General features: G+C 72.5%; 8 protein-coding genes. 1 reads left to right on the plus strand and 7 read right to left on the minus strand.

The genetic code is table 11. From position 1 onward, the window contains the following. Positions 1–48 precede the first annotated feature (48 nt). Positions 49–1,398, minus strand: coding sequence for a nicotinate phosphoribosyltransferase (locus tag H7827_RS00185; protein WP_386532954.1), 1,350 nt, complete (start codon positions 1,396–1,398; stop codon positions 49–51). Positions 1,399–1,811: 413 nt separating this feature from the next. Between H7827_RS00185 and H7827_RS00190 the strand changes: the two genes are divergently transcribed. After that, positions 1,812–2,750 carry a ferritin family protein gene (locus tag H7827_RS00190; protein WP_432741564.1) on the plus strand — a complete coding sequence of 313 codons (939 nt, stop codon included), beginning with the start codon at positions 1,812–1,814 and terminating at the stop codon, positions 2,748–2,750. Positions 2,751–2,878: 128 nt separating this feature from the next. On the opposite strand, the gene H7827_RS00195 is transcribed toward H7827_RS00190, so the two are convergent. The 6 genes from H7827_RS00195 to H7827_RS00220 form a co-directional block, all read right to left on the minus strand. Further along, complete coding sequence (locus tag H7827_RS00195; RefSeq protein ID WP_432741566.1) at positions 2,879–5,416, minus strand: ATP-binding protein; 2,538 nt, start codon at positions 5,414–5,416, stop codon at positions 2,879–2,881. Then, a complete protein-coding gene (locus H7827_RS00200; protein ID WP_432741568.1) occupies positions 5,400–6,419 on the minus strand; it encodes a DMT family transporter in 1,020 nt (339 codons plus the stop codon). Before H7827_RS00200 ends, H7827_RS00195 begins: the two co-directional genes overlap by 17 nt. 97 nt (positions 6,420–6,516) lie before the next feature. Beyond that, the gene (locus H7827_RS00205; RefSeq protein ID WP_432741570.1) at positions 6,517–7,854 is read right to left on the minus strand and encodes an ATP-grasp domain-containing protein; all 1,338 of its coding nucleotides are present in this window, start codon (positions 7,852–7,854) and stop codon (positions 6,517–6,519) included. 151 nt (positions 7,855–8,005) lie between these two features. Then, entirely contained in the window at positions 8,006–10,267 is a 2,262-nt protein-coding gene (locus H7827_RS00210) for an iron-containing redox enzyme family protein (RefSeq protein WP_432741572.1), read from the minus strand. Continuing rightward, positions 10,264–11,235, minus strand: coding sequence for a 3-oxoacyl-ACP synthase (locus H7827_RS00215; protein WP_432741574.1), 972 nt, complete (start codon positions 11,233–11,235; stop codon positions 10,264–10,266). The genes H7827_RS00210 and H7827_RS00215 overlap by 4 nt, the downstream gene beginning before the upstream one ends. Before the next feature lie 46 nt (positions 11,236–11,281). Beyond that, the gene (locus H7827_RS00220; RefSeq protein ID WP_432741576.1) at positions 11,282–12,124 is read right to left on the minus strand and encodes an isocitrate lyase/PEP mutase family protein; all 843 of its coding nucleotides are present in this window, start codon (positions 12,122–12,124) and stop codon (positions 11,282–11,284) included. Between the last annotated feature and the right edge of the window lie 24 nt (positions 12,125–12,148).

The following is a 12,148-nucleotide window of genomic DNA, read 5'->3' on the forward strand; positions in this document are numbered from 1 at the left end:
GCGCGGCCATCGGCTCTTCGACCGCCTTGCCCCGACCGCGGCCCGAGATCACCGCTCACCCGGCGGATGTCCGTCTCTCTCCTGTGCAACGAGCCGTTCGCGTACCTGATCGATCAATGAGGCGAGGGTCGGTGAGAGTCGCGTTCCGGGGGCGTCGGGAGAACGGACGCGCCGGGCCGCCGCCGGAAGCATCGCGAAATCCCGCGCGAAACGCCGGTGCGCGGCTGCCTGCGACGGCCGCGGGCCGGTGCGCCTGCCGTCCCGCATCACCGTCTCCAGCAGCGGTTCGCCGCCCGGCGGCGCGGATTCCCCGAGGGTGCCGGTGAGGTCCGCGTACCCGGGGCGGCGCCAGGACTGGTGCGGCCCGGGGAGAGTCGTCTTGCCGGTCGACAGTTTCATGGTCGGCCGGCCCCGGTAGGAGACCAGCTTGTACGCGGTGTCCAGATAGGGTGCGTCGGCCGAAACCCCGACCTTGGTGCCCACCGCATAGGTGTCGATGGGTGCACCGCGCGAGACCAGCGTGTCGATGGCGTACTCGTCCAGCCCGCCGCTGGCCACGATGGCCACCTGAGGGAGTCCGGCCCCGTCCAGGATCCCGCGGGCCCGGACGGCGAGGTCGCCCAGATCGCCGCTGTCCAGACGTATCGCGGCCCCGGCCGCCCGGCCGGTCTCCTTGAGGACCTCGGCGGCGTGCCGGGTGCCCGATCCGGTGTCGTAGGTGTCCACCAGGAGTGTCAGCGGGCCCGGGTGGGAGGCGGCGAAGGCGCGGAAAGCCGTGCGCTCGTCCTCGAAGGCTTCGATGAACGAGTGCGCCATCGTTCCGGTGGCGGGCAGATCGTAGCGGTGCGCGGCCTCCACGTTGCTGGTGGCGGCGAAGCCCACCAGAGAACCGAGTCGTGCCGCCTGGTCCGCCGCCTCGGCGCCGTGCGTACGGCGCAGGGAGAAGTCCACGACCGGTCGCCCGGCGGCGGCGATCACGCAGCGTGCCGCTTTGGAGGCGACGGCGGTCTGGTGGCTCATCCGGTTGAGCACCATGCTCTCGACGAGTTGGGCCTGCGGCAGCGGTGCGGTGACCTCCAGCAGTGGTTCGTTCGCCAGCGCGATGCGGCCTTCGGGGATGGCCCGCACCGAGCCGGTGAACCGGGTTCCCCGCAGGGCCGCCAGGTCGCCGGCGGGACGGTGGAGGGCGTGGGCGAGGACAGCGGCGTCGTGAGCGTCCACGTGGTATCGCTCCAGCATGTCCAGAACGGACTCCAGCCCTGCGGCGACGAGGAATCCGCGCTCGGGCGGCAGCGAGCGGACGAAGAGACTGAAGGTGGCCTCACCGGTCAGCCCATGGTCCAGATAGGCCATGGCCATGGTCACTTCGTACAGGTCGGTTCGCGTGGCTTCGGGCACCGGGTGCCTCCGTGGGACCGCGTTCTCGGCCGCTCACCCGGGTGGTCGCGACCGCGCTTCCTCTTCCACGCTCCCTCTCCGGGGCGCTGCCCGCAAGGGCGGGGAAACCGGGCTCGTCGACGCGGGGACGAATGGTACCGATGTGCGGGCGATCGGGCAGCCGCGGGCGCGGCTCACGGATGGTGTGGTGCAGGGTGTGTGCGGCGGCGTCGGCCCCCTCGTCGGCGAGGCGCTCGGATGTGCGTGCGGTGCCGCACGCGGCCGTGCGCTGTACGCCAAGTGGTGCACAACCGGACCCCCGCTCCGGTGAGTTCGGATGCGGACGGTCGTGCGATGCCGGGATCTACGGGCGGATACACCGACGATGACCGGAACCCACCCAGCGCACGATCTCCGAGAACGGGATTTCGACCATGAGACCATCCCTCGTCCGGCTGGCGACCGCCGTCAGCGGTCTGGCCCTCACCGCGGTGTCCGTGGCCACCGCCCCCGCAGCCGTCGCCGACTCAAAGACCCCGGCGCTGAGCACGGTGCAGGACACCCGCGCCGCCATGCGTGGGGAAGGGTTCGCCCACGCCGCCTACCTTCTCTACGCCGACGAGGCGGCCCGGGAGGGGCACGGCAGGATCGCCGAGCTCTACCGGAGCACCGCGCAGACCGAGTTCGAGGATCACTTCACTCAGGAGGCCGGTCTCATCTCCTACGTCGGGAGCAACGAGGCCAACATCCGTCAGGCGATGGAGGGTGAGCGGTTCGAGGCCACCTCCATGTACCCGACCTACGCGGAGGAAGCCCGCCAGGACGGAGATGTCGCCGCCGCCGAACTCTTCACCGAGATCGCGGCGGACGAAGCCGAGCACCGGGAACTGCTGGCCCTCGCCCTCAAGGCGCTCACCACCGGAGAGGGAAAGATCCCGTCGCCGCCGCAGGTGGACCCCGTCACGGTGCCCGCGGGTCTGCCCCAGGTGGCCTCCGCCCGGACCCGGGCCAACCTCGACGACGCCATGCACGGCGAGGGCCTGGCCAACGCGACGTACATGCTGTTCGCCCAGCACGCGCGGGACACCGGCGAGCGGCGGCTCGCCGCCCTGTTCGAAGGGCTCGCCGAGATCGAACTGCGGGAGCACTTCGCCGCCGAGGCCCTTCTCGCCGGTCTGGTCTCCGACACGGCCAGCAACCTCCGCACGTCCGTCGCCGGGGAGACGTACGAGGCGGAGGTCATGTATCCCGCGTTCGCCCGCCGCGCCGAGAACAACGGCGATGTCCAGGCGGCGGAGCTGTTCACGGAGATCGCGGCGGACGAGGCCGGACACGCGGAAGCCTTCCAGCGTGCCCTGAACCACCTCGGCTGACACACCGCCCGACCTGTGCGGAACCCGCGCGGGAACGCCGGGGCCGCTCGCCGGCTCCGGGGGCGGCACCGGGAAGCCGGCGACAGCGGCCGGTGGCGCGTCCGGGTCAGGTCGGCGGGCGGCGTTTCTCATCGAAACGGGGGGCGGCAGCCCAGGGACGTCAGGTGGGTGATGCCCTCGGCGGCCCGGTCGGGCAGTAGCGTCACAGTGCAGGCCCGCTCGAAGGTGGCACCGATGCGCTCCCATCCCGCGAGTGATGCGTGCAGCGCGTCCGGGTCGCCGTCGAGCCGGCCGGCCGCGCGGGCCAGGCAGGCTGCGGCCCAGGCGTTCTCGGCGCCGGCCGGGGCCGCCGCCGCGAGGCGCCGGCGGGCGTCCGGAAGCCCTGCGACGACGGCGGCCTCGGCGGCGACGGCCCACGCGTACGCGTCGTAGAACTGATGGGGAGTCCGCGACCAGGGCAGCGTCTCCGCGAGGTCCACGGCAGGGGTGGGAGAGTCACCCGCCCGCCCCGTGTGCAGGCCGACCCTGATGTCGGCGAAGGCGGCGAAACTCGCCGTGATGCCGTGCGGGTCCCAGGGCGCGGCCAGGGCGCGGGCCCGTTCCCGCCATCGCCGGTACTCCCGGCCGCCGCTGTCGCGCAGGCCCTCGGCCAGGGCGGCGGCGTGTGCGGCGGGGGCCATCCAGCGTGCGGCGGGGCGTCCGGCCCGCTCCCAGCCCTCCCACATGAGGGCGGCGTACTCCAGCGCCTCCTCGAACCTGCCGGACAGCACCAGCGGCACCACACTCTTACTGGCCCTCATGTAGAGGCCGCTGAGGGGGTCCTCCCAGGCCCGGCGGGCCGCCGTCACGGCGCGGGGCAGGTCGCCGGCGGCCACCGCGACCAGGGGCACGACATGCAGGGTGTCGATGATCTCCAGGCCGATCCGTGGATCGTGCCGGGGCAGCCGGTCGAAGAGCCGGAGCCGCTCATCGCTCAGGCTGTGGGCATCGCGGAATCGACCGGCGACGCCGTGGCCGCTGCACACCGCGTCGACGGCGCCGGCGATCAGTACCGGGTCGGCGGCGGCCCGCGCTGTGTCCAGGGCCCTTTGGGCCAGCTGGGCGTCCGGAGCGGTCTTCTGCCCGGTCGCGTTCCAGGCCTCGGCCGCCGCCAGGTAGGCGGTGACGAGCCGGTTGTCCGGTGGCGCGACGCGTTGGGCCTCCGCCAGCATCCCTCGCACATCCTCGTGGGAGAGCGGGTCGGGGAATGTGGCGGGGAAGCGGCTTCCGATACAGGCGGCGAAGGCCAGTGCTGTCGCCCGCGCGGCCGTATCGCCCGCGACGGCGGCGGAGGCCGCGGCGGCGCGCAGCAGGGGAAGGGCCAGGTCGCCCCGGTGTTCGGCCATGGCCACGTCGGCCGCGGCCCGCAGATCTGCGGCCTTGCGGGACGGGTCACCCGTGAGGGCGGCGGCCGTCTCGAAGTGCGCTCTGGCCTCCGCGAGGAATTGCCGGGCGTAGCACAGGTGGGCTAGTGCGCGGGCCAGTCGGTCCGGTGCGGCTTCCGGGTGTTCGCCGGCGCCGTCCAGCGCCGCGCGCAGGTCATCGGCGAGCCGGTCGAAGCAGGGCTGCCAGGAGGGGTCCGGCCGCCGCGCGCCGTCCGTTCCGGCGACCGTCCGTTCCAGGCGCTGGGCCGTGGCCGTCGCCCAGGCCCGGTGGCGGGCGCGGCAGCGCTCCGTTTCGCCCTCGGCGTCGAGCCGTTCCAGCGCCACGGCGCGTACGGCTGCGGGAAGACGCCACACAGCGGTGCGTGGGCCACGGCGGCGGTGGAGCAGAGCGCGGGTGGTCAGCCGGTCCAGGATCGCCTCCGGGTCGGCGGTGCCGGCGACGGCGTGGGCCGACGGCGCGTCGAAGTCGCGCTGGAACACCCCCAGATGTCTCAGCAGCCGGCGCTCGTCGGCGTCGAGCAGTCCGTAGCTCCACTCGACGGCGCGCCGGGCCGTGCCCCCGTGTGGGTGGCGGTCGTTCGGCGGTGGTGCGGGGGCCCGGTCCCAGGTGGCCGCCAGTTCGACGGCCAGGGGTACGCCGTCCCACTGGGAGCACACCCGCTCGGCGTGGGGCCGCTCGTGTCCACGGTCGCGGGCACGGTCCAGGAAGAGGGCCACCGCGCCGCTCGCCGACTCCGGGTCCATGGACAGGGGTTCCAGCTCCAGAACGTGCTCCCCGGCCAGCCCGAGGGGGCGGCGGCCGGTGGTCAGGACGGCGAGTTCGGGGCAGCCGTCGAGGAGCCGGGCGATCAGGCCCCCGATCGTGCCCGGGGCCTGTTCACAGCCGTCGACGACCAGCAGGCAGCGGCCCCGGACGAGCCGTTCCTGGAGGGCCTGTTCCAGGGGTTGCCCCGGCCGTTCCCGCACGCCGAGCGCGGCTGCCACGGCCTGGGCGACGGTGTCCTCGCGTCCGGGGGCGAGTTCGACGAAGCCGCCGCCGGCGGGGAACTCCTCGACCGCCTGCGAGGCGACGGCTGCGGCGAGCCGGGTCTTGCCGACGCCGGTGGGGCCGGTGAGCGTCACCAGCCGGGACGCTTCCAACGCCGCGCGGACGGCGGTGTGTTCGGCTGTGCGTCCGAAGACCTCCGTCTCCCACCGTGGCAGACCGGTCAGCGTTCCTGGCTCCTCATGGACGTGGGTCACCGGAGTTCTCCTCTGTGTGAACATCACTGTGGTGAGGGTGCTGTGCGGCGAGCGCGGTGGACTTGGAGTCGGCGGCCGGTTCGGCCTCTGCGGGTGCGGGCGTACGTTCCGCGCGGGCGGTGCGCCGCGAGACGGCGACGCCGGCCAGGCAGAGCAGTCCTCCACCCAGCGCCCATGGGGTGGGCACCTCTCCGAGCAGCAGCCACGACAGCAGCACGACGACCGCGGGCACCAGGTACGTCGTCGCGGCGGTCTTTCCCGCGCTGGTGCGCGCCAGTGCGTAGGCCCAGGTGGAGAAGGCCAGCGCCGTCGGGAACACCCCGAGGTAGACCATGCCGAGCACCGCGCGGGGCGGAGCCGTCGTCAGTTCCCGGGCCAGGGCGGCGGCGAACGGCAGGCACGCCACGGCGCCGACCGTGCAGCCGAACGTGGTGACCTGAAGTGCGGAGGCGTGCCCGAGCGCGGGTTTCTGGGCCAGGATCCCGGTGGCACAGCCGACCGCGGCGAGCAGGCACAGCAGTACCCCGGGCAGCGATGCCTGGCCCGGGCCGGAGCCTGCCAGGCCGACCACGGCGGCGCCCGCGAAGGCCAGAGCCACCCCGGCGAGCAGCCGTCCCGGGAACCCTTCGCCCAGCAGCCAGCCGCTGAGCAGCGCGACGAGGATCGGGCCCACGTTCACCACGAGGGACGCGGTGCCCGCGTCCACCCACTGCTCGCCCCAGTTCAGAGCGACGAAGTACAGGCCGAACCACAGCACTCCGGAGCCGATGACGCCCGGCCACGCGGCACGCGGCGGCAACCCCTCCCGCCGTGCGGCCAGGAGGACGGCGAGCACCGCCGCACCGATCAGCAGCCGGCCGAGGGCGAGCGCGCCCGGTGAGAAGTGCGGCGCCGCGTCGCGGATCACGATGAACGCCGAGGCCCACAGCAGCACGGTGACGCCGACTGCGAGCAGCGCCCGCCCCTCGTCGCCTGCGTGTGCCGGCGCTGTCCGGACGGCCATGGGCCACTGCTCCCTCGCGGTCTGTGCCGCTGTTCTCGGTGGTCGGGTGTGGCGGCCCGGTACGTCACCGTGTGACGGTGGGTCGCCGTGCCGGCGCTCAGGTACGGGTGGTGATCCGGATGCGGGCGCGGACGCGCTGTTCCAGGGCGTCCAGTGCCTCGGGGGTGGGCGCGTCGATGAAGAAGGTGACGGACCGGTCGTCGGAGCTGGAGAGCGGCTCCAGTCGGCTGCCGCGTTCTCGGAGAACCAGTACGGCGCGCAGGGTGGGCGGGTCGTCCACGGCGCCGGGCTTGATGTCGGGCCAGACTCCGCTGCCGCTGATCCACTCGGGCTGTACTCCCGGCCAGTCGACGAGGACGTCCTCCAGGATTCCTGGGGTGTGCTCGACGTAGATCTGTCGCGTCCAGCGGCGCGGTCGCGGGTAGGCGGCGGGTTCGCCGAGCGCGATGCGGAGGATCTCCGGTTCCAGGGGGCGCCCGGTGGCGAGTTGGTAGAGCACCAGCAGGCCGTCGCCCGGGGTGCGGGCCGCGACCTCCATCAGGAAGGGTCTGCCGTGTTCGTCGACCCGCCATTCGGAGTGGGTGATCCCGTCCTGGAAGGCGAGCCCTTCCAGCAGTCGCCGGTTGGCGTCCAGCAGGGTGCCGTTGAGGCCCTCGTGGGCGCTGGGGACGCTGTGGGCGAGTTCGACGAAGGTCTGTGTGTGGCTGTCCGTGGTGTTCTTGGCGGTGACCGAGGCGAAGATCGCCCGGCGGTCCTGGACGAGGGACTCGACGGAGAACTCCGGTCCGCTGACTTTTTGTTCGACGAGGATGACTTCGTGGTCCGGGTAGCTGGCGAGCCGGCTGATCAGTTCCTCCCGGTCGGTGACGGTGCCGACGCCGGAACTGGAGGCGCGCGAGGCGGGTTTGACCACGGCCGGGTAGACCACGGGGCTCAGGTCGGCCGTGTGGCGTTCGCCGGCCGGGATCGTCAGGGAGGCGGGGCTGAGGCCGGGGAGGTACCAGCGTTGCAGGAACTTGGCGCGGCCGGCACGGCTGGCCCGCAGGCCGGGGGAGCGCACGCCGAGGCCGTCGGCGAGCAGGCCGGTCGGCTCGGCGAGGTAGTCGCCGACGGCGTACACGCCGACGATCGTGTAGGTGTCGCGCCAGGCGGCGGTCCGGGCGACGGCGCCGGCGACGAAGGCTCCCTGGACGGTGAAGTCGCCTGTGACGTAGGCGATGTCGGTGATGTGCGAGGCGGGGTTGGAGGTGTCGGCCATGGCCTCGGTGGCCTGTTCCCGGTAGGAGTCGGCGGTGATGACCAGGATCTTCAGGCCGCGCCGGGAGAGTTCGGTCAGGTAGAGCGGGTTGCGGCGGATCACCGGGAAGGAGCCGGTCAGGATGAACGCCTCGGTCCTGCCCTCGGGGCGGCCGGGAACGGATGCGGATGCGGTCATGTCGGGGTGGTCTCCTGGTTCTCGGTGCCGGCCCGGGTGCCTGGAAGGTGCCGTCCGCTCTCTCGGGCCCCGTCGTGCGAGGTGACGCCGCTGCCGGACATGTGCTGTCGCCTTTCGGTTGCCGGGGAGGAGCCGGGGTCCGCGGTCGGGGTCAGATGACCAGTTCGGTCAGGGCCTCGTCCGGCGGGTCCTCGGTGACCTTCTTCAGCAACGGCTGTTCGAGGAAGTACGCGAAGGAGGCGTAGCCGCGCCAGACCCGGCGCCACTCCCCCGCCACGGCCGCCTCGCCGAGGATGCGTCGGACGCCGTCCAGGTGGGAGACGATGATGTCGGCGGCCTGCTTGGCGTGCCCGGCGGAGAAGTTGTCGATCGTCAGGTGGGCCTGCTCGTAACAGGTGTCGATGCCGTGGTGGCGCAGCTTCTGGATCTCGTGAAGGCGCATCTCGCCGGATCCGAACATCTCGATGGCGAGGTTGTAGCCGATGATCTCGTTGTAGAACCGGTCGGGGAACAGGCACATGCACAACTGCTGGATCGCGAATCCGTACAGGTCGTCGGGGAGTTCGTCCTGCTCCATGAATGCCTCGTCCCGGATGTGCGGGAGTTCGATCCCGGCGCTGGCCAGGACCCGGTGTGTCAGGGTGATGTGATTCTTGCGCAGATCCCCGTTGCCCATCTCGTCCGCGTAGATCGCGAAGAGCATCGCGTCACTGTCGCGTTCGTCGTGGCCGGGGCGGGCGAGCCGGTGGAGCCAGGCTCCGTCGATGAGGTACGTGAGGTAGAAGGTGCTCTGCCGGAAGAGCACTTCGTCGCGGTCGGGGATGTCCCGCAGCGGCCGGTAGGGCTCGATGAGCTTCTCCCAGTAGATCCGCTCGGCCCGTTCGTACAGTGCCTGGGGGCTGTATTCGAACCAGCTGGCGTCGGTGTACCTGCCGCCGCTTCCGTGGACGAAGAGGATCTCCGCGTCCTGGAAGCACCGTTCGGCGCGTTCTGCGGCGAGCGGGAGCGTGTGGGGGAAGTTCTCGATGTTGACCAGCCGGTGGAACAGCTCGCGGTGGTCGCGGGGGTCGGCCTCCGCGAGCACGATGTCGTCCGGGGCGGAGCGGGCGATGGCGGTACGGTGCCGTTCGGCCTGTTCCCGCCCCACGGTGTCGGGCGGGATCTCGATCACGGGGCGTTCGCCGGCGTGGACACGCGCCGCCCAGGCCCGCACAGTTGCCGTCTCCCGTTCGTCGAGGATCCCGAACATCGGCCCGCCGAACTTCGTGGCGTCGGTGAGCCGGCAGTCGCCGTGACCGGGCCCGGTGGGCCGCAGGTACGGGGATGCGCGCAGGTCGGTGAGGAAGGCGGCGAGATCGGGGGGCGCGCTTGCCTCCCGGGGATGGCTGCGGGAGCGGAAGATGTCCGACAGCAGCCGGTCCCCGACCCGCACGGAGCCGTGCTGGGTTCCGGCCATCGGGGCGTGCCGGGAGATGATCTCGGCGACCTTCGCCTCCAGGGTGAGGCCGGTCTGCCGGGTGGCGAGTTCGGTGAGCAGGGTGAGGTGCTCCCGTTCCAGGTCCAGCGTGAGCCGTACGGCGTGGTGCAGGCGCCGCCGTTCGTCCGGACCGGCCAGGTCCAGGTAGGTGGCCAGTGTCCGGCGCAGTTCGTCCTCGGACAGCGGCGGTGGGGTGGCGGTCAGCAGGTCGTCGGTGCCGAGCGTGTGGAAGGCGTAGTGCACGCCGACGACTTCGGGCAGGAAGTTGGCGGGCAGCCGGGCGAGGGCGAGGTGGAAGCAGCCGTGCTGTGCCGTGAGCGGACGCGCCCCGGCCTTGTCGAGGAAGTCGACGGCGGCGATCGGGGGCAGATGGATGCCCTCGTTCTCCAGTGCGCGCCGGCGCAGGTGGGTCAGGCCGCACCGGGCGTCGCCGTTTCCGCGCAGGGTCAGGTGGTGGGTGAAGAGCCGGTTGACGATGACGGAGGGCTGGGTCGCGGGCTGGGAGACGGTGGCGAGCCAGCAGCCTCCCAGGAGCGTCACGGGGGCGCGCTGGAGCAGGACGGCCCGGCGCGGCTCGGGGTCGAGGTCCCGGAGGGAGCGGGCGGTCGCGGCCAGCTGACGGCGTGCTTCGGCGACCTCGGTGGCGATGTCCTCGGTGTCGGGGGCTGCCTGCGGTTCGCTGCCGTGGTCGCCGTCGGGGTGCAGAAAGGCGTCCAGGATCCGGCGGGCGAGAAGCATCGGTGCCTCGGACTCCTGTTCCCGCAGCAGCAGCCGGTACAGGGCGCCGGGGTCCGGTGAGGCGGCCGCCGCGGCGTCCAGGCCGGCCCGGCTGAACGCGAACGGCCGGCGGGGCAGTGCGGCGATGGTGTCGGGCAGGACGAACGGGACGAAGGGACGTTCGCGGCGATGTGCCTGCGCGTGAGGTGCGGTGGTCATTCCCGTGGTCCCTTCCGCTCGGGGCTCTGGTGGCTTTGGGGCGTGCGGAGCAGTACGCCGATGCGCTGCCCGGGGACCGCGGCCGCGAGCAGGCACAGGCTGCCGGGTCCGAGGTGGCCCAGCGCGGCCCGGTCGACGAGGTTGATCAGTGGGTCGGCGGAGAAGCAGTGCCCGACACGGGTGATGTTGTCGGTGTGGAGCTGACGGGTGGTGAAGCCCGCCTGGCGTTCCTTCATCAGGACGACGGGTTTGAAGATGTTGGCGTGCATCAGGGCGGCGACGTCGTCGAGTTGCTTTCCGAGGGGGGTCAGGAGGCGCTCGTTGACGGTGCGGGCGAGGTCGGAGCTGATCTCGTGCGCGTGGTCGAGGGTCCGGGTGTGCTGGGCGTCGGCGCAGCCGAGGATCTCGTAGCCGCCGTCGGTGAGGTCGGCCCTCGCGTCGGCCGCGGTGATGAGGCAGCCGGCCGCTCCGTCGCTGAAGAGCGCGTAGCCGACCATGCGGTCCGCCTCGTGGGCCACGCTGTCGGTGGTGACGACCAGGACCCTGCGGTGGCGTCCGGAGGCCACGAAGGCGATGGCCGTGTCGATCGCCGCGAGCAGGTTCACGCAGCGATTCATGTTCTGGCCGTAGAAGGGGATGTCGCCGAGGCCGGCCGCGGTGAGGAAGGTCTCCATGAACCGGCCGTGGTCCTGTGAGGGCCCCGGTATCCGGGTGGAGCACAGGAGGACGGCGTCGACCGAGGACGGGTCGGCGCCGGCCGCGCGCAGGGTGGCCGCTGCGCTGTCGGCCGCCAGGGACGCCAGGCTCCGCCGGGTGCGGCGGACGCTCCCCCATCCCCACAGTTCGGGTGTCGGCGGCATGCGGAGTTCCGCGGCGCGGGTGAGCAGGTCGGTGATCTCGGTGTGGTGCACCTCGGTTTCGCCCAGGACGTATCGAGGTCCGTGCAGCCAGGGGTGAGTTGTGCTCATGACGGTTCCTCTCCTGTCTCGCCCGGGGGCCGGCCCCGGTCCGGGATCAGGCCGGTGGTGGGGCCGACATGCGGTCGTTGGCCTCGCCGTAGCCGAGGGCCTGCCGGCCGAAGGAGAACGTCCCCCGGTCGCGGACCTCCAGCGCCGCGGCGAGGAATCCGCCGAGAGCGGCCCGGGCGAAGCCGGATCCGATGCTGATCCGGTCGGCGCCGCAGGCGGACAGCTCGTCCACCGACAGCGCGGGCCCGGCGAGGACGTTCAGTGGTTTGCCGACCGCCGTGCGGACGGCGCGGATCGCGTCGGTGTCGGGCAGGAGGGGGGCGTAGAGGACGTCCGCGCCCGCCGCTTCGTAGGCGCGGAGCCGGGCGATGGTGTCCGCGAGGTCGGCGCGCCCGTACAGAAAGTTCTCGGCCCGGGCGGTCAGGGTGAACGGGAACGGCAGTGCCCTGGCGGCCTCGGCGGCGGCGGCCACGCGTTCGACGGCGATGCTCAGCGGGTGAATCGGCTCGGCGGGGTCGCCGGTCGCGTCCTCGATGGAGGCGCCGACCAGTCCGGCCTCGGCGGCGAGCCGGATGGTGCGCGCGATCTCGTCGGTGGAGTCGGCGTAGCAGCTCTCCAGATCGCCGCTGACCGGCGCGGGGGTGGCGGCCACGATCGACCGGGCGTTCTCCAGCGCCTCTTCGCGCCGCACCAGGTTCACGCCGTCCGTCCGGCCCAGCGAGAAGGCCAGGCCCGCGCTGGTCGTCCCGAGCGCCGGGAAGCCGAGCTGCGACAGCAGGCGGGCGCTTCCGGCGTCCCAGGCGTTCGCCATGACGAAGGGCGTTTCGCCCTGGTGCAGCCGGGCGAAGTCGACGGCCCGGCGGTGCTGGTCCTCGGCGTTGAGCTGCACGGCGTTCTTCCTCCGGAGGGGTGG

Source organism: Streptomyces sp. JH002 (assembly GCF_050916115.1).
Lineage (GTDB): Bacteria > Actinomycetota > Actinomycetes > Streptomycetales > Streptomycetaceae > Streptomyces > Streptomyces xiamenensis.